Source organism: Vibrio sinensis (genome assembly GCF_003605645.1).
Classification (GTDB): domain Bacteria; phylum Pseudomonadota; class Gammaproteobacteria; order Enterobacterales; family Vibrionaceae; genus Vibrio; species Vibrio sinensis.
The window spans coordinates 55,259-82,177 of sequence record NZ_QVMU01000022.1; the positions used below are offsets into that span (position 1 = coordinate 55,259).

At 42.5% G+C, this 26,919-nt stretch carries 27 protein-coding genes; 15 read left to right on the top strand and 12 right to left on the bottom strand.

Going from position 1 to position 26,919, the window contains the following annotated elements; genetic code table 11:
• The first annotated feature begins 2 nt into the window (after positions 1–2).
• Both DZ860_RS18170 and DZ860_RS18175 read left to right on the top strand, forming a co-directional pair.
• A complete protein-coding gene (locus DZ860_RS18170) occupies positions 3–674 on the top strand; it encodes a M15 family metallopeptidase (RefSeq protein WP_120034127.1) in 672 nt (223 codons plus the stop codon).
• Between the two features lie 11 nt (positions 675–685).
• The gene (locus DZ860_RS18175) at positions 686–919 is read left to right on the top strand and encodes a DUF2897 family protein (RefSeq protein WP_120034129.1); all 234 of its coding nucleotides are present in this window, start codon (positions 686–688) and stop codon (positions 917–919) included.
• A gap of 57 nt (positions 920–976) precedes the next feature.
• On the opposite strand, the gene DZ860_RS18180 is transcribed toward DZ860_RS18175, so the two are convergent.
• The gene (locus DZ860_RS18180) at positions 977–1,753 is read right to left on the bottom strand and encodes a Zn-ribbon-containing protein (RefSeq protein WP_120034131.1); all 777 of its coding nucleotides are present in this window, start codon (positions 1,751–1,753) and stop codon (positions 977–979) included.
• Positions 1,754–2,299 (bottom strand): SecY-interacting protein, encoded by a 546-nt coding sequence (gene syd / locus DZ860_RS18185; RefSeq protein WP_120034132.1) that lies wholly within the window; start codon positions 2,297–2,299, stop codon positions 1,754–1,756.
• Between the two features lie 99 nt (positions 2,300–2,398).
• On the opposite strand from syd, the gene queF reads away from it, so the two are divergent.
• The 5 genes from queF (at position 2,399) to xni (ending at position 9,638) form a co-directional block, all read left to right on the top strand.
• Complete coding sequence (queF, locus tag DZ860_RS18190; protein ID WP_120034134.1) at positions 2,399–3,244, top strand: NADPH-dependent 7-cyano-7-deazaguanine reductase QueF; 846 nt, start codon at positions 2,399–2,401, stop codon at positions 3,242–3,244.
• 14 nt (positions 3,245–3,258) lie between these two features.
• A complete protein-coding gene (locus tag DZ860_RS18195) occupies positions 3,259–5,529 on the top strand; it encodes a tetratricopeptide repeat protein (protein WP_120034136.1) in 2,271 nt (756 codons plus the stop codon).
• A gap of 113 nt (positions 5,530–5,642) precedes the next feature.
• Complete coding sequence (locus DZ860_RS18200; RefSeq protein ID WP_120034138.1) at positions 5,643–7,208, top strand: GGDEF domain-containing protein; 1,566 nt, start codon at positions 5,643–5,645, stop codon at positions 7,206–7,208.
• A 175-nt stretch (positions 7,209–7,383) separates the two neighbouring features.
• Positions 7,384–8,745, top strand: a complete 1,362-nt coding sequence (ppnN, locus tag DZ860_RS18205; protein ID WP_120034140.1) for a nucleotide 5'-monophosphate nucleosidase PpnN — start codon at positions 7,384–7,386, stop codon at positions 8,743–8,745.
• Positions 8,746–8,861: 116 nt separating this feature from the next.
• Positions 8,862–9,638 (top strand): flap endonuclease Xni, encoded by a 777-nt coding sequence (gene xni / locus DZ860_RS18210; RefSeq protein ID WP_120034142.1) that lies wholly within the window; start codon positions 8,862–8,864, stop codon positions 9,636–9,638.
• 67 nt (positions 9,639–9,705) lie between these two features.
• Here xni and rlmM read toward each other — a convergent pair whose 3' ends face one another.
• From rlmM to pomA, 7 genes are all read right to left on the bottom strand, one after another.
• Positions 9,706–10,797 carry a 23S rRNA (cytidine(2498)-2'-O)-methyltransferase RlmM gene (rlmM, locus tag DZ860_RS18215; RefSeq protein WP_120034144.1) on the bottom strand — a complete coding sequence of 364 codons (1,092 nt, stop codon included), beginning with the start codon at positions 10,795–10,797 and terminating at the stop codon, positions 9,706–9,708.
• A complete protein-coding gene (locus tag DZ860_RS18220; protein ID WP_120034146.1) occupies positions 10,794–11,192 on the bottom strand; it encodes a DUF423 domain-containing protein in 399 nt (132 codons plus the stop codon). The genes rlmM and DZ860_RS18220 overlap by 4 nt, the downstream gene beginning before the upstream one ends.
• The gene (locus DZ860_RS18225) at positions 11,182–11,865 is read right to left on the bottom strand and encodes an alpha/beta fold hydrolase (RefSeq protein ID WP_120034148.1); all 684 of its coding nucleotides are present in this window, start codon (positions 11,863–11,865) and stop codon (positions 11,182–11,184) included. The genes DZ860_RS18220 and DZ860_RS18225 overlap by 11 nt, the downstream gene beginning before the upstream one ends.
• Entirely contained in the window at positions 11,858–12,766 is a 909-nt protein-coding gene (locus DZ860_RS18230; protein ID WP_120034150.1) for a transcriptional regulator GcvA, read from the bottom strand. The genes DZ860_RS18225 and DZ860_RS18230 overlap by 8 nt, the downstream gene beginning before the upstream one ends.
• Before the next feature lie 421 nt (positions 12,767–13,187).
• Positions 13,188–14,636: a tRNA uracil 4-sulfurtransferase ThiI gene (thiI, locus tag DZ860_RS18235; RefSeq protein ID WP_120034152.1), complete on the bottom strand. Its 1,449-nt coding sequence runs from the start codon at positions 14,634–14,636 to the stop codon at positions 13,188–13,190.
• Positions 14,637–14,803: 167 nt separating this feature from the next.
• The gene (locus DZ860_RS18240) at positions 14,804–15,757 is read right to left on the bottom strand and encodes a flagellar motor protein MotB (RefSeq protein WP_120034154.1); all 954 of its coding nucleotides are present in this window, start codon (positions 15,755–15,757) and stop codon (positions 14,804–14,806) included.
• A gap of 9 nt (positions 15,758–15,766) precedes the next feature.
• Positions 15,767–16,531, bottom strand: coding sequence for a flagellar motor protein PomA (gene pomA, locus DZ860_RS18245; protein ID WP_120034156.1), 765 nt, complete (start codon positions 16,529–16,531; stop codon positions 15,767–15,769).
• A gap of 261 nt (positions 16,532–16,792) precedes the next feature.
• Between pomA and xseB the strand changes: the two genes are divergently transcribed.
• Genes xseB through dxs form a run of 3 tightly spaced genes read left to right on the top strand, consistent with a single transcriptional unit; the run spans position 16,793 to position 19,826 of the window.
• Complete coding sequence (gene xseB / locus DZ860_RS18250) at positions 16,793–17,035, top strand: exodeoxyribonuclease VII small subunit (RefSeq protein ID WP_120034158.1); 243 nt, start codon at positions 16,793–16,795, stop codon at positions 17,033–17,035.
• Positions 17,036–17,055: 20 nt separating this feature from the next.
• Complete coding sequence (ispA, locus tag DZ860_RS18255) at positions 17,056–17,940, top strand: (2E,6E)-farnesyl diphosphate synthase (RefSeq protein WP_120034160.1); 885 nt, start codon at positions 17,056–17,058, stop codon at positions 17,938–17,940.
• Positions 17,941–17,960: 20 nt separating this feature from the next.
• Positions 17,961–19,826 carry a 1-deoxy-D-xylulose-5-phosphate synthase gene (gene dxs, locus DZ860_RS18260; RefSeq protein WP_120034162.1) on the top strand — a complete coding sequence of 622 codons (1,866 nt, stop codon included), beginning with the start codon at positions 17,961–17,963 and terminating at the stop codon, positions 19,824–19,826.
• Positions 19,827–19,875: 49 nt separating this feature from the next.
• On the opposite strand, the gene truC is transcribed toward dxs, so the two are convergent.
• Together truC and DZ860_RS18270 are read right to left on the bottom strand one after the other, a co-directional pair.
• The gene (truC, locus tag DZ860_RS18265; RefSeq protein ID WP_120034164.1) at positions 19,876–20,604 is read right to left on the bottom strand and encodes a tRNA pseudouridine(65) synthase TruC; all 729 of its coding nucleotides are present in this window, start codon (positions 20,602–20,604) and stop codon (positions 19,876–19,878) included.
• Entirely contained in the window at positions 20,598–20,918 is a 321-nt protein-coding gene (locus DZ860_RS18270) for a YqcC family protein (RefSeq protein ID WP_120034166.1), read from the bottom strand. The genes truC and DZ860_RS18270 overlap by 7 nt, the downstream gene beginning before the upstream one ends.
• A 76-nt stretch (positions 20,919–20,994) precedes the next feature.
• On the opposite strand from DZ860_RS18270, the gene DZ860_RS18275 reads away from it, so the two are divergent.
• Both DZ860_RS18275 and DZ860_RS18280 read left to right on the top strand, forming a co-directional pair.
• Positions 20,995–22,032 carry a DUF3549 family protein gene (locus DZ860_RS18275; RefSeq protein WP_120034168.1) on the top strand — a complete coding sequence of 346 codons (1,038 nt, stop codon included), beginning with the start codon at positions 20,995–20,997 and terminating at the stop codon, positions 22,030–22,032.
• 2 nt (positions 22,033–22,034) lie between these two features.
• The gene (locus DZ860_RS18280; protein WP_120034170.1) at positions 22,035–22,334 is read left to right on the top strand and encodes a DUF3301 domain-containing protein; all 300 of its coding nucleotides are present in this window, start codon (positions 22,035–22,037) and stop codon (positions 22,332–22,334) included.
• On the opposite strand, the gene DZ860_RS18285 is transcribed toward DZ860_RS18280, so the two are convergent.
• Positions 22,279–22,779, bottom strand: coding sequence for a GNAT family N-acetyltransferase (locus DZ860_RS18285; protein ID WP_207890656.1), 501 nt, complete (start codon positions 22,777–22,779; stop codon positions 22,279–22,281). The genes DZ860_RS18280 and DZ860_RS18285 overlap by 56 nt on opposite strands.
• Before the next feature lie 831 nt (positions 22,780–23,610).
• Here DZ860_RS18285 and DZ860_RS18290 point away from each other — a divergent pair.
• From DZ860_RS18290 to DZ860_RS18300, 3 genes are all read left to right on the top strand, one after another.
• Positions 23,611–23,901 (top strand): hypothetical protein, encoded by a 291-nt coding sequence (locus DZ860_RS18290; protein WP_120034174.1) that lies wholly within the window; start codon positions 23,611–23,613, stop codon positions 23,899–23,901.
• A gap of 215 nt (positions 23,902–24,116) precedes the next feature.
• Entirely contained in the window at positions 24,117–25,175 is a 1,059-nt protein-coding gene (locus DZ860_RS18295; RefSeq protein ID WP_120034176.1) for a BMP family ABC transporter substrate-binding protein, read from the top strand.
• A complete protein-coding gene (locus DZ860_RS18300; protein ID WP_243641884.1) occupies positions 25,157–26,665 on the top strand; it encodes a GGDEF domain-containing protein in 1,509 nt (502 codons plus the stop codon). Before DZ860_RS18295 ends, DZ860_RS18300 begins: the two co-directional genes overlap by 19 nt.
• Positions 26,666–26,919 lie beyond the last annotated feature (254 nt).

A 26,919-nucleotide genomic window follows, 5' to 3' on the forward strand; every position in this document is an offset into this window, starting at 1 on the left:
ACATGACTTCCGAGCAACTGACTGGTCAAGTGACTTCCCACTTAGTGGAAGCCTTAATCGGTCAAAAGCAGTTTTTAGTCCACCAGCAAGTCGCTCAAGATTTGCTGGCGCTAAAACATGCGGCGGATCAAGCTGGGTTTAATCTCAATATTGCCAGTGGGTTTCGCGATTTCGATCGTCAGTTGGCAATTTGGAATGGGAAAATGTCCGGTGAAAGGGCCATCTTAGACCGACATTGCCAACCTATCGATAGTGAAACGCTTAGCGATGCCGATAAAGCTTTCGCTATTTTACGTTGGTCTGCATTACCAGGGGCAAGTCGGCATCACTGGGGAACTGAGTTTGATGTGTTTGACCGAAACAGCCTACCTCTCGATACTCAGTTACAACTTGAACCTTGGGAATACCTCACCGGACATCAAGCTCGATTTTATCAGTGGCTCACTGCCCACTTGACTCAATTTGGCTTTTTCTTCCCTTATGCGAAAGACAAAGGTGGAGTCTCACCGGAACCTTGGCATATTAGCCATCAAAAGACGGCACAAGGGTGTATGATGCAATTATCCGTCAGTACATTACGTCAACAGTTACAAGCACAGCCCATTATCGGAAAGGAAAGCGTGTTAGATAACCTTGAGCAGTTCTACACTCAATTTATCACTAATATATCTTAGGAGCGTGTTCAATGGAGTTACTCACTAACCCTTGGGTGATCATCATCATCGTATTGAGTGTCATCATCGGTAATATTATGGCGTTGAAGTACACAGCAAAAATGAAACTTGGCCAAAGAGATAAAAATCGCTCGTCGAACATGGATAAAGCGGACTCAGAGCACTCTGATGTGGTCGACTCAGAATCGAGCGACTCAAAAGAAGAACATTCTGACGAAATGGATAAAAAAGACCCGCAAAAATAAGCGGGTCTTAATAGCGAAATCTGAGCTCAAGATAAACACGTCTATCTCAAATTCAGGTTACTTAATGTGGTCCCAAGAAATATTGGAAACAATTCGGCATTCATCGCATTTAAAGTAGAAGATGTCGTGTAACGGCTCATCAAGTAGCCACGCTCCACCACATTTGGGACAAGGACGAGCTTTCTCTTCTGCTAGGCTTACGCCTCCAACTCGATACTGGTAGTAATAGGTTGGGATTTTAGTAATGAATTCAATTCGACCTCTTAAATCCCAACCACGGCGAAATAGCACGCTATCAGCATCGCAAATTTCATGCAGAGCAGCATGTTCAGCCCGACAGCCTCCAGCCATCTGAATTTCATCACACGCTTGCCATTCAGTTTGCCATTTAACCACACCTTTGTGATCGCCATTCAAAGTCGGAGGGTTACGATATAGCGGAATTGGCAATAGCGACTCACCACTACGCAGCGGTGAACAAGTATGCACATACGTGGTGTACAGCACTTGCCAACTTGGTGTCTCTTCTTCCGCCGCTTCTTCCGAATTAAGATCGCGTCCTAGCAAGCGCATTTTAGGCGCAAGCAATGCCGCATCAGAAAGGCGATTCATACAGACTTTAACGAAATCAGAATGGTACTTGGGGTGCAAGCTGTTTTGTTCAGGACATACCACTCGCACATAAAACTCACCATCTCCCATGACAATAGGAAACTCTCGACCGAGAACTTGACCGTTATAACGTAGCGCATCCATTAAGCCATTAATGGCTTTATCGACCGCAGAAACCGTCGTGTTGTCGAAACACTCAAATTGCATCTCTACAACGTACATCTAAACCACCGGCGTCAGGTTATTCAAAAATTCAGCGAGATTGACCGCCAACACATCACGTTTGCTTGTGCCTAAACGTTCCAATACTACTTGGCCGGTAAGGTTACAAATCGAAATTACATCCAACTCTGCATCTGTCGCAGCAATAAAAATCGTTGGTTTCAATTTCAAGCGGCGCTGAGTCACAAGGTGTCCAAGAATGTTTTCTTGCAGACGCACGAAATCTTCATCATTCCACACTTGAAGTAACGTCAGTTCGTTGCCCTGCCACAGCGCATTCATATCAGCGCTATATTGAGTACCGAAAAAGATGGCAACATCTTCGTGCAACGCAAGCTCGATACCATTTTCAACATTAGAGAAATCTGCTTGCTGATCGCGTACACAAGCAAGCCACTCCACACCATCTTCTCGTTTTTGCTCAACACATGGGGAAACAAGGTCCGCCAATTCTTCATTAAAAGGAAGCGTGCCGTGTTCAGCTTGGTGCGCTAAGCGATACTTTTCGCTAAACGAGAGCAATGCTTGTTTGGCGTTATCAACCATTAGATTCTCCATTCGGGTCTATCGAACGTTCGCTTTTAATGACAGTTCGATCTGGATTGCGTAAAATTCACGGTATTCTAATCCAAATCGACACAAAGTATGAGCAAATATTCCGAGGCTAAAGAGTTAGCGGGCCTAACCCTTGGTAAAAAGACTGAATACACTAACCAATATGACCCGTCACTTTTACAACCTGTCCCACGCAGCTTAAATCGCAATGATCTTCATCTTGGTGATACATTGCCATTTAAAGGTAGCGATCTTTGGACTCTGTACGAACTGTCGTGGCTAAATGCGAAAGGACTACCACAAGTTGCCGTCGGTGAAGTTACGATCCCAGCGACAAGCGCGAACTTAATCGAATCAAAATCCTTTAAGTTATATTTGAACAGCTTTAACCAAACTCGCTTTAGCGATTGGGAAAAAGTCGAAGCGACTTTAGTTCAAGATTTATCAGCCTGTGCAGGTGAAACGGTTTCAGTCACCGTTCGCCCAGTTCAGGATTACACTGATTCACTCATTGTGACAATGCACGGTGATTGTATTGACGATCAAGACATTGAAATTACACACTACGACTTTGATGATACTCTGCTAGAAGAGGCTACCGAACAAGATGAGGTCGAAGAGTGCTTACACAGTCACCTATTGAAATCAAACTGCCTAATCACCAATCAGCCAGATTGGGGCAGCGTTGAAATCCAATACCAAGGTAAGAAAATCAATCGTGAAGCACTATTACGCTACATTGTTTCTTTCCGAGAACACAATGAGTTCCACGAGCAATGTGTTGAACGCATATTCACCGATATCATGCGTTATTGTCAGCCAACGAAGTTAACGGTTTATGCCCGTTACACCCGCCGTGGTGGCTTAGACATTAACCCATATCGTTCAACCGAACAGGTAGAACCAAGTCATAACCAACGAATGGCTCGTCAGTAAGGATAAAAACAATAATGCACAACTTGCGCTGGGTACGTCTGCTTTACTTGCTTATCATCTGTTTTTCAACAGCACCTCTCGCTTCAACGGTGTATTCATCGCCAACACTCAATGAAGCGAGCAGCTTAGTGGATATTGTCCCTAAGAAATCGAAACAGTTAGCCAGCAACTTTCTGACCCAGCGCAAACTCTCAGATCAAACAGAGAAAAGCCCTTCATCGATTTCTCGCGATGAAACCGACAGTCGTATCCGAACGCCAGGTGGAACTATTGATGCGCTCAAAATTCTTGCCGATGCTGAGTACAACCTAGGGAATCCTCACCTTGCTCTCAAGTATCTTGCCGAAGCCAAGCAAATCACGGAAACTTATCACCTCCCATATCTAAATTTAGATGTGCAATTGCATGAAATCCGTATGCAGTGGTTACAAAGTGAAAATGCGATGGCTGCCCGAGAACGCTTAGCTCAGGTTGAAGAAGCATTTACTGACATCAAAAATCCAGAACAGTTAGCCTTAGGATTGAAGTACCAAATCAATATGCTTAAAGCGGAGATTGCCTCAAAAGAGGGGAATTTTGAGCAAGCTAATCGTCTTTTTTCCGCGCAAAAATCCTATGTAGAGCAACTAAAGTCTTCATCCACGCTCATGGAATACCACCTGACCGTTGGCCGTCATCTGCTACATCATAAGAAATACAATAAAGCGCTATCGGAGTTTTTAAGCACCTACTGGAAAGCGGTCGAGGAAAATGCAGGACCAACCCTGGCTAAAGTGAATCGCTTATTAGGTGAGTTATTTTATGACCGTCGTGTTTATGACAAAGCTAATGATTATTTTTCACAAGCTGCTGATTTTTATGATAACTATGACGACTCACCAATGCTGCCTCCAATTTTGAAGCGTATGGGAGACATCAACTATCATCAAGGTAAATATAATCTAGCGTTAGTGCATTATTTCAACGCTCTTGATCACGAAAAAATACAAAACAATATTGAAAATATTATTGATCTGCGTATTGCGCTCGCTGCTACCTATTTAAAACTGGTCAATTATCCACTGGCTGAACAATATTTAGACCGAGCTAATGATCTTTTAGAATTTATCGATATACCAAAACTCAAAGCATATGCACTGCTGCTAGAATCTGGATTAGCTGTGCATAAAAAAGAGGCCGACCGCGTCATCCTTAATGCCCAGCAAGCATTAGAAATTGCGAATAAGATCAACGATATTTCTATTCAAAAAAGTGCCTTTCAATTAATGCACCATGGTTATGAACTTAACCAACAATACGATTTAGCACTAAAGTTTCTTAAACAATACACGGCACTTTCTAATATTGAACAGCAACAGCTTGATATTATTAGTGAAGATGCGTTTCGTCAGCAAAAAGAATTCGTTGAACAAACCCTCCATCTTGCAGGTCAAAAAGCCCAATTGGAGAATGCCAACAACGAATATCATAAGTTTCAAAAAATCGCTTTTGGTCTGTTTGTTTTTAGTTCGCTATTGTTCCTCATCTTGCTACGCCGTGGACATATTCTTCGTATTCAAAAAACTCAGCTTACTGAGCTCAATGAAGATCTATTTACGCATTCACGCTCAGGGCTTCGTAACTTAAGAATGCTCATTGCACGTTTACCCGCGTCCTTAGAAGCCACTAGTGATCAGTTTGAAAAATGGCACGTCGGTGAACTGATCCACGAACCATTGAATGACCGATTACGTTTTGTGATGATCGATGTGCCATTTCTACGTAACATGTACCTCCAACACGGTTATAAAGAGGGATTAAAGCTGGAAAAAGCATTTGGCGATTACTTAAAGCAAAAAGTCGAATCACCAGCACGTATCTATCATTTTTCTGATGCTAATTTACTCTATATCGAACCATCCAACGAAAATAATGACAATCCTGAAGTACTGTTTAATAAAATTCAGCAATGGATTTTAGATTTCCGCCCTCGTCGTACTCTCAACCGAATTGTTCGTATTGGTATGGCTGATTACCCGTTTTTACCACGAGCTTACACTGCAATTAATGATAAAGAACTACTCGATATATTATTAATGTCTACAGGAACAGCGCGAACCTTAAGCATGAAAGAACAGTCAAGCCAATGGGTATATTTGAAAGCAATAGAGAATGCACCAGCGGCTAGTCTTGCGACTGGGGATATCCGAAACGCTTGTAAACACTCAATAAACCAAGGGTTAATAAAAGTACATTCTTCATATAATAATGAGGAGAATATCAAAAAATTATTAAAAGATGAGTAAAAGCGCATCATTCCACAGTAGAAGACCGTGACGTTCGGAATTAATTTGTTATTATCAATAGATTACTAAATTAAGATCGTCACCGATCGAATAATACGAAAGTTTATTACTACATGGGCGTGCTCGAACAAGATATCCAGTCACAGTTACATAACCTAAAATCTCAATTGGAAAAAGTTCGTTTGACACACAGAGATACCTCGTTCAAATTTAAACGTGAACAGAAGGTATTAAAACGCATCATTACCTCGTTAAGCGATGCCTGTGTTAGGGATGATCCGAGGTTGAGAGCCAGCTTGGCTGAAATTTGCCAAGCATTGGAACAAAACAAAGACATAAGCTCGCTTATTCCAAAATTTGCGGTGCTAGAGCGTCTTTCAAAGCAACAGATGCTGGCTATGAAAAAAGACAAGGATCACCTAGATACCCAAATAAAAAACAGTGGTGAAATGTTACTGAGAGTGGTTGGATTACCAGCTAAGATCAAACGTGACTTACGCGATCTACTGAGTTTTTCGGGTACAAAAAATATGCCTCAAGCTGGCCAAACATTGCAGCTATTGAGCATTTATGAACGCGCAGTAAAAATATTAACCTCCAACCCAAGTTCTTACGAAAACGATATTACATCTAATGCTGATAAAGAACTGATTCTACGACTCAACCACGAATTACAGCTTCTTATTACTGAACTCGACTTTGATGGTGAATCTGGTGAGTTACTGATCGATATTAGAGCGAAGCTTCTTATTGGTGTGAGCACCCAAGCATTACTCGAACTCACGCTACAAATTCTAAAATTGGTCATTCAAGGTACACACTTTGAACGAAAAACATCGCAACAATTTCTAGAACAGATTAACTCGTCTCTGGCTTCGACTTTAAAAAGCAATGCACAAATTGTTGATCAGAGCCAAAGCTACTTCGAGCAACGTAAAGAGTATAATGGCGAGCTCTCTGAACTGATTAACGAGTCACAAACCGCTGTCAATAATGCCGAAGAAATTGAGCAGTTACGTAATAGTGTAAATCCATTGTTGGATCAAATCGCCTCACTTTCTGAACGTTTGAACCATGCTGAACAACGTGAAGAAACCCTTATCGAACGAATGGTGCATAGCAATAATCAGTTAGAAGCGATGTATGAAACAACACAAGATTATCGCCGTCGTTTAGAAGACCAAGCGCAACGTATGCTGCAAGATCCATTGACTAAGTTGTATAACCGAACCGCTTTTGCTGAACGTCTTGAGTTGGAATATCGACGCTGGATCCGCTCTCAACATAATTTTAGAATTGTGCTACTTGATATTGATTCTTTCAAAGCAATTAATGATAGCTTTGGCTATACCGCTGGTGATAAAGCCTTAAAAATCATCGCTCGTACGATAGAACATGAAGTGAGTAAAACGGATACGGTAGCACGTTTCTCTGGTGAAGAATTTATTCTATTACTACCAGAGCGTAGCGATTCAGACTGCTTTGAACTGGTCGCTAACATTCAAAAGCAAGTATCCAAATTACCATTCAAGTTCCGCGATCAGAATCTAATGATTACCCTTTCTGGCTCAGGTTTGCGCTTTAAAGATTCTGATACACCAGAAGAAGTGCTCGATCGATTAAATATCATGCTTAAAGAAGCTAAAGCATTAGGTGCTAATCAGCTCATCTGGAAATAACGCCTCAAGTAAAGTTCGTGATTGATGTAGATATATCAATTAGTTAGCCTTTTACATTCACTAAAAAATGCTAAGCTAGAAGATACTACTCTCGTTACTCAGACACATAGAATCATAACGAGAACATGTCCTGAGTAACGTCATCGCCGACGAACTTTTCGTCAAGGAGGCCAAGATGATCACACATATTAGCCCTGCCGGTAGCATGGATTTGCTTTCTCAACTTGAAGTTGAGCGCCTTAAAAAGACGGCGTCTAGTGATCTCTACCAGTTATACCGTAATTGTACTCTCGCTGTATTGAATTCAGGCAGCCATACCGATAACTCCAAAGAACTGCTCGACAAGCATAAATCTTTTGATGTAAACGTGGTGCGCCGTGAACGTGGTATTAAGCTTGAACTGAGTAATCCACCAGAACATGCATTCGTTGATGGCCAAATCATCAAAGGCATTCAAGAACACCTTTTCTCGGTGTTGCGAGATATTGTCTACGTCAATATGCACCTCGCCGACAATCAACGCCTTAACCTTACCAATGCCACCCACATTACCAATTTAGTTTTTGGTATTTTACGTAATGCCGGAGCCCTCACTCCGGGAATAGAACCTAACCTCGTTGTCTGTTGGGGTGGCCATTCCATTAATGCAACCGAATATCAATACACTCGCGAAGTGGGTAACGAGCTTGGGTTGCGTGAAATGAATATTTGCACGGGGTGTGGCCCCGGCGCAATGGAAGGACCAATGAAAGGCGCGGCTATTGGACATGCTAAGCAGCGTTATGAAGATGCCCGTTACCTTGGTTTAACTGAACCCTCAATTATTGCCGCTGAGCCGCCAAACCCAATCGTTAACGAACTGGTCATTATGCCGGATATCGAAAAACGTCTTGAAGCGTTTGTGCGTATGGCGCATGGCATCATTATCTTCCCTGGAGGCCCAGGCACCGCAGAGGAACTGCTCTATATTTTGGGCATTATGATGCACCCAGAGAATGCCACTCAACCGATGCCGATCGTTCTAACAGGACAGAAAGAAAACGAAGCCTATTTCCGTTCTATCGATCAGTTTATTGGCGACACGTTAGGTGTTGAGGCGCAAAAACATTATCAGATAGTGATTGATGATCCGGCCAAAGTGGCACAAATCATGAAACAAGGGTTAGAGAGTGTTCGCCAGCACCGTAAAGACAATGGTGACGCATACAGCTTCAACTGGTCACTTAAAATAGAACCAGAGTTTCAATTACCATTTGAGCCCACTCACGAAAACATGGCTAGTTTAGATCTTCATCTAAATCAACGCCCAGAAAACTTGGCAGCAACACTACGCCAGGCATTTTCAGGCATCGTTGCTGGTAATGTCAAAGCAGAGGGAATTCGAGAAATTGAACGTAAAGGACCATTCTTATTAGATGGCGATGCCGATTTAATGAAAAAAATGGACCGATTGCTGAAAGACTTTGTTGCACAAGACCGCATGAAATTACCAGGCGGCTCTGCGTATGAGCCTTGTTACAAGATCATGAGCAATTAATTCCGCATCAATCGCTCAACGGTTTGACACCATCATGAGTTGAACGTTGGATTACGGTAGCAATATCAAACTGATGCATTACAATAAGGGCAATTAGCCCTTATTGTTTTGTTTCTATGTCTATTCATCTTGTCATTATTGATGCCCTAAACCTGATTCGACGTGTTCATTCCGTTCAACCAGATCCTAACGACATCACCAGAACCATAGAAACCACATCGCGAACTTTAACGCGCATCATCAACGAATCCAATCCTACACACATCATTGCCGTCTTTGATCACCATCTCCAAGACAGAGGTTGGCGCGCTGAGATTTTGCCTGAATATAAGCAAAACCGTAAACCCATGCCTGAACCTCTAGAAAAAGGGATGGAAGCGATCCAAGACGCATGGTGGCAACAAGGTATCGACTCACTGCTTTCAGATGGTGATGAAGCTGATGACTTGGTCGCAACTTTAGCGATGAAAGTCGCCAGTCACAACGAAAAAGTAACCATCATTTCGACCGATAAAGGCTACTGTCAATTACTCTCTCCTACGCTACAAATCCGTGATTATTTCCAACATCGCTGGCTTGATGCTCCGTTCATTGAGAAAGAGTTTGGCGTAGAGCCTAGTCAGTTAGCGGACTATTGGGGCTTAACTGGCGTAAGTTCAAGCCAAGTTCCAGGTGTACCTGGAGTCGGGCCAAAAGCCGCTAAAGAGATTTTAACGGTATTTTCTGATATCGAGCAGGCTTACGCATCTGATGAACTAGCAAAGAAATACCGCAAAAAACTCGATGAACATATCGATTTGGCTCGCCGTTGCAAGCAAATAGCCAGTTTAAAAACAGATATTGAACTGGGTTTCAATCTACAGGACATCCGTTATTCCGGACCAAATGCATAAAAAAAGGCTCTGAAATCAGAGCCTTTTTTCTATCAAATTTCCGATACCATATATCGGGATGACATTATTAATGTGGTGAGATATTTGATAAACACTGAACGTGTACCGTAATTTCTTCACGATCATGGTACAAGTGTTTTGCTTGTAGTTTGAATTTCACATTATTATCGATAAAGAATTGCTTCAAGTTTTCAATATCTTGTAGCACTTCATCGTAGCGACCTTTCATCGGTAGTTTTAGGTTGAAGATAGCTTCTTTCGCCCAACCACTGATGATCCACTCACCCATCAACTGAGCAACGCGAGATGGTTTCTCGATCATGTCACACACTAACCAAGTTACGTTCTTACGAATAGGCTCAAATTTAAAACCATCTTCTTGGTGGTGTTTCACCTGGCCTGTATCCATCAAGCTTTGAGCCATCAGACCATTATCCACAGAGTGAACAAACATCGAACGTTTAACAAGCTGATAAGTCCAACCACCTGGGCAAGCACCAAGATCCACAGCCCACATACCTGATGACAGGCGCTCATCCCATTCAGCACGAGGAATAAAAACGTGGAACGCTTCCTCTAGCTTCAATGTTGAACGGCTTGGTGCATCAGCTGGGAATTTCAAACGAGGAATACCCATAAAGAACTGTGAACTATTATTTCTTAATGAGTAACCGATAAAGCAGTGACCTGGTGCCACGAAGCATAGGTGTAGAACTGGCTTTTTGCTGTGCTCTTTATTCATGAGCACACCTTTACCACGCAATGCTTGACGCATTGGTACAGTAAATTTACGGCAGAACTTCAAAAGCTCTTTTGCTTCATTGGTGTCTGGGGTTTCAATACGAAGATCACCACACATAGGGAAACGTTCAAGATCAGCCAATTCATTCAAAATTGGAGAGATACGATCTTCGCGAGGCAAGTCAGTAAATTCTACCGCGACAGCAAACATTTGACGGGCAAAAATAAGCGATTGGAAATCGACCTTTTTGATCAATTTCTCGGCATCACCCGCTTGATAACATTCAAACAGCACATAACCTGTATTTTTTGCCACGCGAGGGAAACCATACACTTCTAGCTTGTTAGCGCGATCTTGGATTTCTCCTGCACACTCTTTTTCAAAGCCCGCTCGGCAATAGAGCATTACTTGTTTCACTGATTCACCTCGTTGATCTGTAGTGCTGCGTATACAAACAGTCCCCATCCCAGCATAAAGAAGAGGCCGCCAAAGGGCGTTATAGGGCCAAACCACTTAATACCAGTTAACGCGAGTGCGTAAAGACTGCCGCTAAAACAAAAGACGCCGATGATAAAGCAAATCGCGGCAAGGGCGAAATATTTTCGTCCCTTTGGGGACAATTTAAATTGCAGCAGGATCCCGCACAGCAAAATCGCAATCGCGTGAATAAATTGATATTGAACGCCTGTAGCAAAGACATCCAATAAATATGGCGAAAGCATGGTTTTCAAACCGTGTGCGGCAAACGCACCAAGAGCAACACCAATACCGGCCAACGTTCCACCGATAGTGAGCATCAATTTACTGTTCATCACAAACCTCCAAAATAAATGCCGCAAGCGAATCAACCACTTGCTCAATATTTTGCTGCTCCGTGAACCCAGAACGTTTTCTCGGTTTCATACTATGATCACCATCTGGGATAAATTGCACCTGAATAAGAGAAGAGAAATCAAACGTATTGACCTCAGTTTGATTGCCGAAAATATCTCGTTCCCCTTGCAAAATAAGACAAGGTTTACTCATCCTCGCTAAATGATCGCCTTTGTATTTTTCAGGTTTACCTGGTGGGTGAAAAGGAAAACCGACACAAGCAATACCCGCAACCCGCTCATCTTCTTCCAGCAAGCTCGCCATGCGACCGCCCATTGACTTACCACCAATCACCACTTTGTGTGAGGCGAACTGTGCTAATACTTGCTGATAAGCTTCAAGCAACTTAGGTGCTCTGTCTGGTGGCCTACGTTTACCATCTTCGGCGCGCTTGATCATATAAGGAAAGTTAAAACGCACGACACAAATGCCTTTAGCTGCTACGCCCTGCGCAACCTTAGCCATAAAATCGTGGTTCATATCTGCCCCAGCACCGTGAGCAAAAATAAACACAGGTTGCTCTAGCGTACCATCAGCCCCTTTTCCATTAACCAAGAGATGTTCTTGTAATGTGTGTCGTTGCAAAGAACTGGGGACTAACGGATCATTCATCCAACAATACCTCTTGTTCACTGTGTGCTTTTGCTAACATCCAGTCACGAAATGTCGCGATACGCCCCATTTCCGCTTGTTTCTCATGACAAACGACATAAAACGCATTCTTCGAGACCAGCATCTCATCGAAAGGAGCGATGAGGCGTCCTGCATCCAACTCTGGTTGGGCTAAAACATTATTTCCTAGTGCGACCCCTTGTCCATGGGCAGCAGCTTGTAGCACCATCGTTGAGTGGCTAAAGATCGGACCATGATTCACATTTACGCCGTCAATACTGTACTCTTTGACGAACTGTTTCCAATCTTTGCGAGACGTATCATGTAAGAGAGTGTGTCGTTGTAAATCACTTAGTGTTTCTAATGGTTTTGAACCTAAAAGGAGAGATGGAGAGCAAAGTGGAATCAAAAACTCTTGATAGAGCTTATCCGCTCGTAGACCCGGCCAGTTTCCGCGACCATAGTAGATGGCCACATCCACATCATCGGTCAATGACCCCTCATCCATATCAACCGCTTTGATACGGACATCAATATCCGGTTCTTGTTGGTTAAAATCACTGAGTCGTGGGACAAGCCATTGGATCGCAAAGCTCGGTGGCAAGCTGATTGTCAGTGCCCCTTTTTCACTACGTTCCAATACTTTATCCGTTGCTTCCGCTAACGAAGAGAAAATATCTTTGATATCGAGAAAGTAACTTTGTCCCTCTTCTGTTAATAACAAAGAGCGATTTCTTCGACGAAATAACTTGAGCGCGAGGAACTCTTCTAACGCTTTAATTTGATGGCTAACTGCTGCCTGAGTTACAAACAGTTCTTCCGCAGCTCGAGTAAAGCTTAAGTGGCGTGCAGCCGCTTCAAAGACCTTTAACGAGTTAAGAGGTGGTAATCTTCTAGACATAGTCGCCCTCAAAATGACAGATTAGTTTTTTTAATCTGAAACATTATAATTTGTCGATTGTCTGTCGGCCAGAGAAATTCTATATTTCGTTCCGTAACGGGAGCCAGAACGGCTTGATTCTGTTTAGAATCAATTGGCTTCTATTGCGATGTTGTGTTTGCAAACTCGTATTTCGAGTTGGGTAGTTGTTCTACCCATGTTGTGTTTCACTAATCCCAAGAAACAGAACAATACTTCCTGTATTTATTTTGACCTGTCTGTCAAATTTTTTAGCACCGCCTATATGGCGGTGTTTTTTTATACCCCAATTTTGTATCTCTATCAAAGCTAGGGTCAGCAAACCTTTCTACATCTGCACGTAAGATATAAAAAAAGCAGACTCGTTGGAGTCTGCTTTTCATTCAAATCACTTTACCCAACCTTACGGACGGTAAACTTTCACGTTAGCAAAGCCTTGCTCTTGCAAGTAAAGTGCTTGCAGACGGCTCATTACACCACGCTCACAGTAGAGTAGGTAAGTTTTAGACTGATCTAAATCGCCAAACTGAGTCGCAAGTTTGTAGAAAGGTAGATGCTTAACTTCCACGCCATCAATTTCCAATGGGCTTTCGTCTTCTTCATCTGGACTACGAATATCAAGAACAATTGCATGTTCCTCAACCGCTTGAACTTGTTCAACCTCAGGCGCAACTTTCTCTGACTCTTTAGCGATGTCACGGATATCCATTTGACGAGCTTCTTCAACCACTCGATCTAGGATAGAGAAGTCAAACTTCGCTTCTTCCGCTTCTAATTTACCTTTCACTGCTTTCACAGTTGGTTTTTTAGAAATAACACCACAGTACTCAGGCATCGTTTTAGCGAAATCTTCAGTACCAATCTTACGTGCGACATCAATGATATCTTCTTTGTCCCAGTTAATAAGCGGACGTAGAATCAACGTATCTGTTACGTTATCGATATGACGTAGGTTCGTCAGAGTTTGACTTGAAACTTGACCTAGTGCTTCACCTGTAACTAGAGCTTGAATGCCGAATTTCTCAGCAACCTGGCCAGCTGCACGCATAAACATACGTTTAAGCACAACGCCCATTTGGCCGTCATCAACTTTCTCAAGAATCTCAGCGACTACTGGCTCAAAGTCCACAGAGATAAAACGTACTTTTGCTGAAGAGCCGTATTTATTCCATAGGTAATGCGATACTTGCTTCACACCAATTTCGTGAGCAGGGCCACCTAGGTTGAAAAAGCAGTAATGTACTTTTGAACCACGTTTAATGTGCAGGTAGCTTGATACACCAGAGTCGAAACCGCCTGAAATTAAGCTTAGAAGGTCTTCTTGTGTACCTAGAGGGAAACCACCAAGGCCTTTATGGCGAGCAAGTACTTGGTTCAGCTTTTCGTTGCTCACTTCAATATTAACCGTCACATCTGGTTTTTGAAGTTTAACTTTCGCGGTTTCTACCGCTTGGTTTAAGCCGCCACCAACGTAACGCTCAAGTTCAATAGAAGTAAAGTCGTGCTTACCACGACGTTTAGCACGAACCACGAATGTTTTATTTTCGATCAGTGGGCGGCTTAATTCTAACACTTGCTCGTAGATGTTATGCATATCAGTAAACTCTGATTGCTTAACTTCAAGTACATGGTGAATACCCGGTGTGTGTGTCAATACTTCCAACGTTTCGTTGTAGTATTTATCGGATTCAGAAGTAACTTCAATATGGTCGCGACGGTTAAAGACCGCAACTGACTCAGTGCGGCTTTTGATGATGTTGCGAATATTGCTCTCAAGAATCTTTGTGAAGCGCTTACGCACTGATTCACTTTTTACAAAAATTTCCGGATGGGGTTTAACAATAAATTTCATAATTACTTCGCAAGTTAGTTTTCGCAATCATCACCAATGCGATACGTTTAAACGCTATATCGAAACGCTATATTGAGTCGATATCACACACTGGTCTCTAAGGGCGCAAGATTATACATGATGAATTGAGCATAAAAAAGACGAGCATGATGCTCGCCTTTGTTTATTCACTGCTGAAGCGCGGGAACTTCATCGCTATACAAGGGTTCACCTTGCATTATGCTGATCTCTACGCGGCGATTTCTCGAACGTTGCGCTTCCGTATCATTAGGCCCCAGCGGCTCGGTATCCGCCATTCCTCGAACGCGTAAACGTTGATGGGTAAAGCCACGAACGTTTTCCATTTCTTGAGCAACAGAAACAGCGCGTTGCGCTGACAAGTCCCAATTGGAACGATAAAGTTCAGAGTCAACTCGTTGGTTGTCAGTGTGTCCTGAGACTCGAATAATACCGGGGACATCTTTTACCAGTTCAGCAATTTGACGTACCAAAGGACGGAATTTAGGTTGTAAAAATGCTGACCCCTCTGGGAACGCGCCTTTTTCACGAATCCGAATAACAATTTGCTGACCCAGACTTTCCACCTCAATGGCTCCTTGATCAATCTCCCGCTCAAGTGCTTTTTTGATACTCTCTAAAACAGTTTCCATCTCAGCCGACATTTCAGAGGCTTGTTGCTCTTGCTGTTGGTCATTTTCCGATTGAGTGTTTTGGTTATCTTCTGTGGAGGTATCCGCTGATTTTCCACCAGTTAATTGTCCTTTGTCTCGCTGAGTACCACCCGCGCGATCCGACTCCCCCTCATGAAAATCAAGAGTTTGCTTTGTGATATCTATGGTTTGCTGCATGATCACATCAATGGGTGTCGGCTCTGGCCTACCTGGACGAAATTCTTGCGCAATAATACTCGTCCCTTTAGGGATATCGTTAACATCCAAGCGATTTTGTACGCCAAATGCAAACTTCATCGAACCAGCAATTTGTTTGAACTTCAATACATCCATTTCAGAGAAAGAAAGTAACAATACAAAGAAGCACATTAACAATGACATTAAATCCGCAAACGTTGCCAGCCACGCCGGGGCACCGGGGGGCGGACATTTGCAATCTTCATCATCCATACCGCTTCCTTACTCGTTATCTACATCGAGAGCGCGCTTACCTTCATTGAGATAGTTTTTCAGATAGCTATCAATAACGCGTGGGTTTTGCCCATCTTGTATGGCGAGAACGCCATCCATAATCAAACGACGATTGAGTTTTTCTTGCTCACGACGCAACGACAATTTATCTGCAATCGGGAAAAACAGCATGTTTGACAAAATTGCACCGTACAGTGTCGTTAAAAGTGCAACGGCCATTGCTGGGCCAATAGATTTTGGGTCATCCATATTAGATAGCATAGCCACCAAACCGACTAACGTACCAATCATACCCATCGCTGGGGCAACATCACCAAAGGCACGGAATACGCCGGTCCCTTGGGTATGGCGTTCATCGGTAAGTGCAATATCTTTTTGTAAGGCTGAACGAACAACGTCAGCATCATGGCCATCAACTAATAAATCAATGCCTTTTTGCATGAAATTATTGGTAATTTCCATTTCTTCAAGAGCTAAAAACCCCCCTTTACGAGCCGCATCTGCCATTTCTACAATTTTGGCAATCAGATCTTCAGGTTCATCAGTTTTAAAGATAAATGCTTTACCGGCAATTTTGGCGGCACCAAAAAATTGTCCAAGAGTGAACTTCATCAATACAACAAATGTGGAGCCACCCACTACGATCAATATCGACGTTACGTCGACGAACATCATTATGCTTCCGCCCAAGACCATTGCCATGATAACGAAAGCGAAACCGCCAATGAGTCCTATTAGCGTCGCTAAATCCACAAAGCACTCCTCATGCTAACTTAAAGCTTCTAACAAATTATATCGGCAACTGCTTCAGAACTTTAATGATTTATTAGAATGACGGTCACACAAATCTGGACAAGTCAGTGTCATGATCCGCTTTACGGAGACTATTTTGATCTTATACCCCTAACTCGAGTAAAATTGATCTCGATTTTTATGACAAATTTATTCGGTTAAATTTGACCATCATTAACGGCTAAGGTAACTTGCGTGCATCTTGGAGAATGTAGAATTATTATGGCGAACAAGAAACCAGAAAACATGACGTTTGAAGCAACCATCGAAGAGCTAGATGCGATTGTCGAGAACCTAGAAAATGGCGATCTTGCCCTAGATGATGCGTTAAAAAACTTTGAGCGTGGTATCGCCTTAGCGCGTGCAGGACAAAGTAAACTCAGTGACGCAGAGCAGCGTGTAAGTATTTTGCTGCAAAATGATGATTCATCACCCCTGTCTGATTTTGACGCTCAACCTGAATAATCACTGTTAGAGAATGCTCTATGCTTGAGGCTTTATCCTCTTACCAACAAAGAAATAATGCACAATTAGAATCTTGGTTGAGCCAAATTCCTCACCAAAACCAACCCCTAATTGAAGCCATGCGATATGGGTTACTGCTCGGCGGAAAACGAGCTCGACCGTTTCTTGTTTACATTACTGGCCAAATGTTAGGTTGTAAACTCGAGGACTTAGACACTCCTGCTTCCGCGATTGAATGCATTCACGCTTACTCGCTAATTCATGATGACTTACCCGCGATGGACGACGATGAACTTCGTCGAGGCCAGCCAACTTGTCACGTGAAATTTGACGAAGCTATCGCCATTTTAACTGGCGATGCATTACAGACTCTCGCGTTCACAATACTTGCCGAAGGCCAGCTTGATCCTAGAGCTGAAGCGCAACGTATCACCATGGTGAAAGTGCTTGCACAAGCATCAGGTGCTAATGGCATGTGTATAGGACAAGCGTTAGATCTAGCGGCAGAAAACCGTCAAGTATCGCTGCAAGAACTCGAAGAAATTCACCGCAACAAGACCGGTGCGTTAATGAAATGTGCGATCCGTCTCGGCGCTTTAGCTTCCGGACAAAAAGGTGTCGACATTCTGCCGTTACTTGATAAATATGCAGATGCTATTGGTCTGGCTTTCCAAGTGCAAGATGACATCCTTGATATCATTAGCGATACGGAAACATTAGGAAAACCGCAAGGTTCAGATCAAGAATTAAACAAGAGTACTTACCCAGCCCTATTAGGTTTGGATGGTGCGATTAACAAAGCTCACACTCTGTTAGACGAAGCGCTTCAAGCTTTGGACGCAATCCCATACAATACAGAGTTACTCGAAGCGTTCGCCCGATATGTCATCGAGCGCAAAAACTAACACTATAAGCGCGCAATAATATGACTCTTGATATCTCAAAATATCCAACTTTAGCTCTGGCTAATACCCCAGAGGAATTAAGCAGCCTACCAAAAAGTGTGCTGCCAACCCTCTGTGATGAATTACGTACCTACTTACTCAATTCAGTGAGCCAGTCTAGTGGTCATTTGGCTTCTGGGCTTGGAACTGTTGAGCTTACGGTCGCACTTCACTACGTCTACAATACTCCTTTTGACCAATTAATTTGGGACGTAGGCCATCAAGCCTATCCACACAAAATTTTGACGGGTCGCCGCGAGCAGATGCCAACCATACGTCAAAAAAATGGGGTACACCCATTTCCTTGGCGTGAAGAAAGCGAATATGACACGCTTTCTGTTGGTCACTCTTCTACGTCTATCAGTGCTGGCTTGGGCATGGCGATTGCTGCAGGTAAAGAGGGTAAAAACCGTAAAGTTGTAAGTGTTATCGGTGATGGTGCAATTACCGCTGGTATGGCATTTGAAGCGATGAACCATGCGGGGGATATCCACTCCGACATGTTAGTGATCTTAAATGACAATGAAATGTCGATTTCTGAGAACGTTGGCGCACTCAATAAACACCTTGCGCAGGTGCTATCTGGCAGCTTATATACCTCAATTCGTGAAAGTGGTAAGAAAGTTCTGTCTGGCGTCCCGCCAATTAAAGAATTGGTTCGCCGTACAGAAGAGCACCTTAAAGGTATGGTTGTTCCGGGAACGCTATTCGAGGAACTGGGATTCAACTATATCGGCCCAGTCGATGGCCATGATGTCAATGAGTTAGTCAAAACGCTTAAGAACATGCGCGAACTAAAAGGGCCGCAGTTCCTCCACATTATGACCAAAAAAGGCAAAGGTTATGAGCCAGCGGAGAAAGATCCGATTGGTTACCACGGCGTGCCTAAATTTGATCCAAGCCACTCTAGTTTACCGAAAAGTTCTAGCACAAAACCGACATTTTCTAAGATTTTCGGTGATTTTCTTTGCGATATGGCAGCTCAAGACCCAAAACTCATGGCGATTACCCCTGCCATGCGTGAGGGCTCTGGCATGGTACGTTTCTCGAAAGAATTTCCAGAGCAATATTTCGATGTCGCTATCGCTGAACAACATGCGGTGACGCTAGCAACAGGTATGGCAATTGGCGGATACAATCCGATTGTTGCTATCTACTCGACGTTCTTACAACGTGGCTATGATCAGTTAATTCACGATGTCGCAATTATGGATTTACCAGTCATGTTCGCTATTGATCGTGCTGGTCTAGTAGGTGCTGATGGTCAAACTCACCAAGGTGCGTTTGATATTAGCTTTATGCGCTGCATTCCAAACATGGTGATCATGACACCAAGTGATGAAAACGAATGTCGTCAAATGCTCTACACTGGTCACAAACATTCGGGACCAAGTGCTGTGCGTTACCCACGAGGTAGCGGCATGGGCACAAAGATTGAGCAAGAATTTAGCGTACTAGAAATTGGTAAAGGTCGAATGATCCGCGAAGGCGAGAAAGTGGCAATTCTGAACTTTGGCACCTTTATGCCAAACGCGCTAGAAGCCGCTGAAGCATTGAATGCTACCGTTGCCGATATGCGTTTTGCGAAACCTCTGGATCATGAGCTAATTAAGCAACTTGCTGCCGATCACGATGTACTCGTTACTATCGAAGAGAATGCCATTGCAGGCGGAGCCGGAGCCGGCGTGATTGAGTTTATGATGCAAGAGAAACTCATCAAGCCAGTGCTTAATCTAGGTTTGCCAGATCGCTTTATTCCTCAAGGTACACAAGAGGAATTGCACGTTGATCTTGGTCTAGATGCAAAAGGAATTGAACAGTCCATTCGTGACTATCTCGCGAAATAACATTTTTAAACATCATAATGAAGCCCTCACAATGAGGGCTTCATTTTATCTATTTTAACGAGGGAAGCACCCAGTCAAACGCATCACTCAATGCCTGCCATGTTTCATCAAACCCCGCTTTTATCGTTAATGTTTCACCACTAAATGGGTGAACAAACTCTAAAATAGAGGCGTGCAATAGTAATCGATGCGAATCGTATACATCGCGAAATAGTTTGTTATGTTTACCGTCACCATGCGTCGTATCTCCTACAATAGGGTGACGCAGATGCGCCATGTGGCGACGTAACTGATGTTTGCGCCCAGTGTGTGGGCTTAACTCCATCAGACAATAACGAGTCGTAGGAAAACGCCCTGTAGAATGCGGCACTTCGACGCTCGCCAATGGCTGGTAGTCAGTCACGGCTTCTTGAGCTTCTTTTTCATCACTCGCAAATTTATCGGCGATTTTGTCTAGCTCGACTTTAAGCGGGTAATCAAGTGTTCCCCCCTCTTCTATCCAACCACGAACTATCGCATGATAAGTTTTCTTCATCTCGTGATTAGCAAACATCGGCATCACTTGTGATGCGACCTCACTTGATAATGCAAAAATCAGCACTCCAGAAGTAGGCCTATCTAATCGATGTAGTGGAAAGACATGCTGACCAATTTGGTCGCGTAGCGTTTGCATCACAAATTGTGTTTCATGCCTATCTAACCAACTACGATGAACCAACATTCCTGCGGGTTTGTTTACCGCGACAAAATATTCATCCTGATAAACGATTTCTAGCATGATAGCGATACCTTATCAATTTGTTGGATCACTCGAATAACCGCGCAAAATTGCGTCTCTGTTTTCCAGCTTTCTTCAAAGTAAGCAGCCATCGAAAACTCAGCCGGTAATGAACAATTTTGAGTGATGAGAAAGCGCATTTGGGGGATGAAAATCCACTGAAGCCACTCGTGTGGTAGCAAGGTATCTATCGCAAAAGGCTCGACACTCATTAGTGCTGATTCACTTGGAGCTTGCGTTTGCCATGTACCATTTGCTTGCATCTCAACTTCAAGTTTGTCCAATAATTTGGAGAGTTGCTCTACTTGCGTCATAAAACTTAATCTTTGGCCTTGAAAATGGGGCATAGAATACCATTTATAGACTAAAGAAAGTTAGGACAAATCTTCCATGGACACTATTCATACTCTGACGCAACTGCTGACCAATAGTGGTTGTGATTACCAAGTCTTCGATCTTGGTCGTCGTATCAAACAAATCGACAACTCACGCTTTGCTGATATTGAAAAAGGACAACTGCCTTATCCATTCCCATTGCAGCGAAAAGCACACCTTGCTATTGCTTATTGGAATGAAGCCAAACAACCTTGGATCTGGTTTCTAAAATTTGATTTGGATGAGCGCGGCCTGCTAAAACAATCAGACATTGGTAACTTTATTAAATTCGTTATCGAAGCGATGGGAACACATCTTAACCAGGACATGGATGAAGAAAAACAGCAAAAGCTTGCGAATAACCCATACACCTTTAAACCATCAGAAGACAAGATGGCTGTGTTCCATAGTCAGATCCGTGCCGATCTAGGCCTACCTTGCAGCCAATACTATGAGCATGCCCAGCACTACCTTGGCGGTGGATTAGGCTGGGATAAATGGCACACTATAGGATTGCAGGGCGTGACGGATATCAGTGCACGACTAAAGTCAGAACAAAATGGTGTATTACTAAGAAAGGCACTACCGAACCTCCCATCACAGCCACTATATGTCGTACTTGGCGCTCTAGAGCACGTCAACCTTCCAGACCGCTTAGCACTACGATTGGTTGAAATGACCCAAAATGAACTCGACTCGCAATGTCCGGATATTTTCCTATTATCGGCACTAATACGAGCACTCTCTGGGGCAAATACGACATTATCACGACCGATTTTAGAACAGGTCCTCGCGAGCCCACGCTTAAGTCATCAGGAAGTGCTTATTGGTATTGCCGGGCGAAGTTGGCATTTACTCAATGAGCCTAAGGTCGCTGAGTTATTCTTATTGCGCCTAGCTCAAACTGGCAATCAAACTTTGTTTAATCAGATGTTTGCCGATCTCGTGATGCTACCAGAATTAAGGATGATCATTTTACCTTTACTGCACTCAAACCCGTCAGAGGAATTAGCGAGTGCTCTCATTCAACTTCAGCAAGCAACTAAAGCATGAATATGTTCGAGCACCTTATCGGCATTGTACTGTTAAGTTTGATTTGTTTTTTATTCTGGCAACAGAGAAGACAAGCTGAAATAGCGAAAAATGCCGTTAGGCGTAAGTGTGAGCAACTAGATTTACAACTGGTGAGTATCGCCTTGAAATCGCATAAGTTAAAAACGCCGGAAGGAGTCTGGCGTTGGCACACACTTTATGAATTTGAGTTTTCATCACTAGGGGATGACTGCTACCGAGGTGAACTTACCATGCAAGGGTTTCATATTGTGAAGTTTCATCTTCAACCACATCGGATGTAAATTGATACTCTTTATAGGAACCAAGTGCATCATGTTTTTCGCAAACAAACTCAAAGCCCATTTTTTCTAAGACGCGGCTTGCGGCAATGTGATGCCTGTTCACGGCCGATTTTATTGAAGTGAGCTTACGCTCTCTCATCGCTTTTGGAACAAAAGCACTTAGTGCTTCCAAAGCGATGCCTTTCCCCCAATAAGCTTTATCAAAAATAAAACCTAACTCGGGCTCACCATACAGATCTGAGATGAAGAGATGACCGATATACTCTCGATTGTAACTATCGAGCACGGCTCTAGCATGAAGAGACTCATCACTGAGTACATGTTGAAATAGCTGTTTTGCCGAAGAGACCGTATGTGGTCCATTCATTTCAGCTCGATTCTTTACACAACAGTTCAACATTAAGAACTCTGATTGTAATGAATAGTTATAAGGGACCAATAACAGTCGTCGGGTTACTATAGTCACGATACATCCTTGAAAGCAGCACGCCGCAATAGTGACTTCTTTACCAATACAGACTATCGACTCCGTATTGTTAGTTACAGAGTATCAATAGAAGTAACGAAGTCGAAAACTTATACCAACTGACAAATTGAATTATTGATTTAGATTATTATTTGGGCTTTGGTATGGCATGTTGATAAGAAAAACCCCGATACATATGTATCGGGGTTATATTCTCACTCGCAGCAATCCGGCTACAAAAGGAGCTCCATGCATCATCCTTAATAGCTGCTAAATCCTTCAGCAAATTCCTAGCTTCGCCATCCTAGCGGTGTCCAATTCATCCTGAAAGCTAATCTTCCCGACTAGCACTCATCACTTGTTCCTTGAGCGGTGTCCTACCTCTTTCCTAGAGGGGTCCATTGTCATTCCGTTGTCATCAGCATCCTACCGATGATTGTTTCCATACAATGTCCATAAATCCTTTTGTGATTAGCAATCCTAGCCAATCTTTGCTTCATCCTGAAGCTAACCTTTTCCGTGGTCTTTCCTATTCCGTGTCGGCATCCTGTCGACACGGAATAATTTACCTGAATGGCTAAAATAGACAATACTATGGCAAATGCGCCTTTGTGATACATAAAATTAACACTTGAAAAATCACATTAAAATCATCAGGTTATACAAATAAATACCTTTTAGCTCTAGCAAATCTTCTGTTTTTCTCACATCACGTGTGAGATATCTCGCACACGACACTTCCGAATTTTCCATTCGCCAAAATCCTCATTCGCAAGTAATATTGGCTATCTAAGGAAATAAGGAGGTTTTATGCTTACTCAAGATGTTAGCCAAGAGCTAAAAGATGTACTTGAACAATTAGACTTGGAAGGAAAAAAGCCAACCGTTGCTATGGTAAAAGCACGTTTAAGTACGCCTATACCTATTCCTGCTCTGGTTAGCGTAATTCGAAGCTGGAAGAATACTCAGCATGTTCCAAAGGTGGAAGTCACTTCACCAAAAGATAGCGACAGCGATAAAATCAAACAGTTAGAGCAACAAGTTGCAAACTTAACCCAAAGACTGACAATGTTAGAAGAAAAGCTTTCTCGCTTCCAATAACAACAATTTGAGTCATTAAGCTACAATTTACACTCCGAATACTGATAAACCACTTTCTATCAGCACTCAACAAACAGAACGGCATTCTACAAATGAGATCTATATCATTGTTTAACGAACTTCGTGAGAATAAACTCGTCACATAAACAATAAGTTGCATTATTTTCTATATAGTAATATCTACTATTAATCTCAATGAAAGTGAAAAGTAGGCGATGCCAAAACAGATAATCCCCCATCATTCCGGATTTAACCTCGGACGCTTTGTATTTCATCGTGTATCACTTGTTATTTTGTTTACTGGTATTCTATGTTCAAGTTTGGCGATGGCTAACGCTTCTCACTTCAAGCCATTGGTCTTATTTCAAGGAACAGTCCAACAAGGCTCCTATCTTCAAGTCGTTGATATGGGCATTCAACGCTTTGAAGAAAAAACCGGTATTGCCGTAGCACGAATACAGGTACAACCGGATCACGACATTTACCTTGATACACTCGAAAAAGTAGCAAAAGAGGGGTTTAGCCCGATTATTGTTCAAGAATCGAATGCAATACCATCATTCCCTGAATTGGCTAGGCGATACCCGTCAACTCAATTTATTTCATTGGATGTCTCCTATCATGTTCCAAATATTCTTGGACTGACATTCAATCATGCAGAGGGGTCCTACGTTATCGGATATCTAAGCGGGCTGAAAACCTCATCAGGAAAAATAGGTTTTATTGGCGGAATGGATATCCCAGTCATAAACGATTTTAATTGTGGATTCCAATTAGGTGTCAAGGATGCGAACCCAACAGCAACGGTAGAGAGCCAATATATCAATAATGGCGCATTTTCATGGGAAGACGTACAAGGGGCAAAGAATATTGCTAAAGATATGCTCGACAGCGATATTGATATTATATTCCCAGTAGCGGGCTATGCTAGTTTAGGCGTTGTCGATTCAGTCAAACAACATGGACAAGGTTACAGCTTTGGCATTGACTACGACTATTCAAATGAGTATCCAAAGACAACCCTTGCTTCATTAGAAAAAAAGGCAGACGTCGCTGTTTATGCCGCTTTAATGCAACTTAAAAATGGTATTTGGAATGGCAACCAAAAACAATTTGGTATCAAACATGGGGTTATTGCCATCTCGATCAACAAAGAAAACCCAAATCTCACTAACGACGATAAACAAGTTATCCAACAGCTATTGTTGCAACTGAAAGGTAAAAGTAGCGTTATCTCACAAAAGATAGATGAAGCTTGCACACATTCATTATGAAGACCCTTTATTCATACGTTATCACCATCTATCTATTACTGACTACTATCCCCATCTTTATATTTGGGGGGATTAATATTGGCCGTGATATATATCTTGAGCATAGTGCTGAAACCAAGCGTTATGAACGGGTGATCACGCAACAACTACTCGAATCAAAAAAAGCATTACTCAACTTTGACTTACTTGCTGCGGAACTTGTGGCAACTCGAGCTTCTCAACTCGACTATGTAATTTCTGTCAAACTAGAGTCAGATCAGTATGCAATGACCATGGCAGAGATCATTAACTCAGGAAAAGCTGGTGAGCTATTTGAGTATCCGATCTATGAAGACCAACAACAAATTGGATTACTAACTGTAATCAAAGACCCAAGCGCTTTCACTGGGCATATTATCTCAACAACGTTACCAAAAGCGTCAATTTTCCTATTAATCTTAGGTAGTATCGCTTTACTATTTAGTAAAGTCGTTGTTTCTACATTAAAACGCCCTTTTACCGATTTACAGCAATTTGCCATTCAAATCACCAAAGGCGACTATCAAACACCATCCAAAACGGATTCAAATTTCGTTGAGATCACTGCTATCTTTAACGCTCTCGAAACAATGAGATACCAGCTGAAAGAGATCATTACTAAGCTCACTGATAGTGAAGAACGCTATTCACGCACCTACAATTTGACTCAAGTATGCCTGTTCGTTATCAATATCAAACACCATAAGATTATTCGTTCAAACTCAAAGTTCACCGAACTATTAGCATTAATCCCTCAAAACCAGCAAACAGAAAAGCTCGACGAGTTTATTCAACTATTATTCGCTTGTGCCCACACTGATAGCTTTAACTATTCGCTCAATATAGGCACGGAAGTCCGCTACTTTAAAGTCAATCGAAGTCAGACAGCGAACAATGAAATAGAATGTTCAGCACTCGATATCACCGAACTGGTTAATGCGAAGCAGATAGCTGAAAGTCAATTAATTACCGATGTCCTCACTCAAGTTCCAAATCGATTTTGCTTTAATCATTTTTTAGCGAAAGCGAATCAAGGGGAAGTAAATGAGGCTACCATTATGGTCATAGACCTCAATGGGTTTAAAAAAATTAATGATACTTATGGGCACTCTGCTGGTGATCAACTATTAATTGACGTTGCTCAACGCTTAAGTTCGTCCCTAGATCTTGAAAACCAAAAACTATATCGACTGGGTGGCGATGAGTTTGTCATTACAATTGAGTCGCCTTTCAATCGCAATCAAGCGAATTTATTGGCGAAGAAAGTTCAAGCAGTCGCTTGCGAACCAGTACACTACTTAGATCATGTATTTTCAATCAGTTTAAGTATTGGTATTGAGCACTTCTCTCAAAATACGCCAGTTTCTATCGAAAAGTGTCTCAACAATGCCGATATAGCAATGTATCGTGCTAAAACTCAACACCTTGGTTATGCCTACTCTGAAGACCGACTTAGTGCTATTTCGGCTTAATGTCATCTCTGCTTAGTGCAAGCCAGGCATAGTATTAATAATAACATCAGGTGTTTCTATTCCGCTTCAGAAACACTGTTACAGAAACTAAAAAGGCTTGTCAAATGACTAATGCTGATCGTTTTAAATAATTGAACGATCCTGAGCAGGGTTCATAATCGGTCTCAACATAGTTGAGGCCGATTTTTTTATGTCTGAGTTTTCTAAAGAGTTACAGATTACCGCTGAGTTTTGCCAAGAACATCATCTCAATG

Coding starts and splice junctions, on each gene's coding strand:
- DZ860_RS18240 (WP_120034154.1), bottom strand. CDS start 15,757: ATGGATGATGAAGATTGCAAATGTCCGCCCCCCGGTGCCCCGGCGTGG.
- DZ860_RS18200 (WP_120034138.1), top strand. CDS start 5,643: ATGGGCGTGCTCGAACAAGATATCCAGTCACAGTTACATAACCTAAAA.
- DZ860_RS18180 (WP_120034131.1), bottom strand. CDS start 1,753: ATGTACGTTGTAGAGATGCAATTTGAGTGTTTCGACAACACGACGGTT.
- DZ860_RS18195 (WP_120034136.1), top strand. CDS start 3,259: ATGCACAACTTGCGCTGGGTACGTCTGCTTTACTTGCTTATCATCTGT.
- DZ860_RS18295 (WP_120034176.1), top strand. CDS start 24,117: ATGCCAAAACAGATAATCCCCCATCATTCCGGATTTAACCTCGGACGC.
- thiI (WP_120034152.1), bottom strand. CDS start 14,636: ATGAAATTTATTGTTAAACCCCATCCGGAAATTTTTGTAAAAAGTGAA.
- DZ860_RS18280 (WP_120034170.1), top strand. CDS start 22,035: ATGTTCGAGCACCTTATCGGCATTGTACTGTTAAGTTTGATTTGTTTT.
- queF (WP_120034134.1), top strand. CDS start 2,399: ATGAGCAAATATTCCGAGGCTAAAGAGTTAGCGGGCCTAACCCTTGGT.
- xni (WP_120034142.1), top strand. CDS start 8,862: ATGTCTATTCATCTTGTCATTATTGATGCCCTAAACCTGATTCGACGT.
- dxs (WP_120034162.1), top strand. CDS start 17,961: ATGACTCTTGATATCTCAAAATATCCAACTTTAGCTCTGGCTAATACC.
- DZ860_RS18220 (WP_120034146.1), bottom strand. CDS start 11,192: ATGAACAGTAAATTGATGCTCACTATCGGTGGAACGTTGGCCGGTATT.
- DZ860_RS18170 (WP_120034127.1), top strand. CDS start 3: ATGACTTCCGAGCAACTGACTGGTCAAGTGACTTCCCACTTAGTGGAA.
- xseB (WP_120034158.1), top strand. CDS start 16,793: ATGGCGAACAAGAAACCAGAAAACATGACGTTTGAAGCAACCATCGAA.
- ispA (WP_120034160.1), top strand. CDS start 17,056: ATGCTTGAGGCTTTATCCTCTTACCAACAAAGAAATAATGCACAATTA.
- DZ860_RS18175 (WP_120034129.1), top strand. CDS start 686: ATGGAGTTACTCACTAACCCTTGGGTGATCATCATCATCGTATTGAGT.
- DZ860_RS18290 (WP_120034174.1), top strand. CDS start 23,611: ATGCTTACTCAAGATGTTAGCCAAGAGCTAAAAGATGTACTTGAACAA.
- DZ860_RS18230 (WP_120034150.1), bottom strand. CDS start 12,766: ATGTCTAGAAGATTACCACCTCTTAACTCGTTAAAGGTCTTTGAAGCG.
- DZ860_RS18275 (WP_120034168.1), top strand. CDS start 20,995: ATGGACACTATTCATACTCTGACGCAACTGCTGACCAATAGTGGTTGT.
- syd (WP_120034132.1), bottom strand. CDS start 2,299: ATGGTTGATAACGCCAAACAAGCATTGCTCTCGTTTAGCGAAAAGTAT.
- DZ860_RS18225 (WP_120034148.1), bottom strand. CDS start 11,865: ATGAATGATCCGTTAGTCCCCAGTTCTTTGCAACGACACACATTACAA.
- DZ860_RS18270 (WP_120034166.1), bottom strand. CDS start 20,918: ATGACGCAAGTAGAGCAACTCTCCAAATTATTGGACAAACTTGAAGTT.
- ppnN (WP_120034140.1), top strand. CDS start 7,384: ATGATCACACATATTAGCCCTGCCGGTAGCATGGATTTGCTTTCTCAA.
- truC (WP_120034164.1), bottom strand. CDS start 20,604: ATGCTAGAAATCGTTTATCAGGATGAATATTTTGTCGCGGTAAACAAA.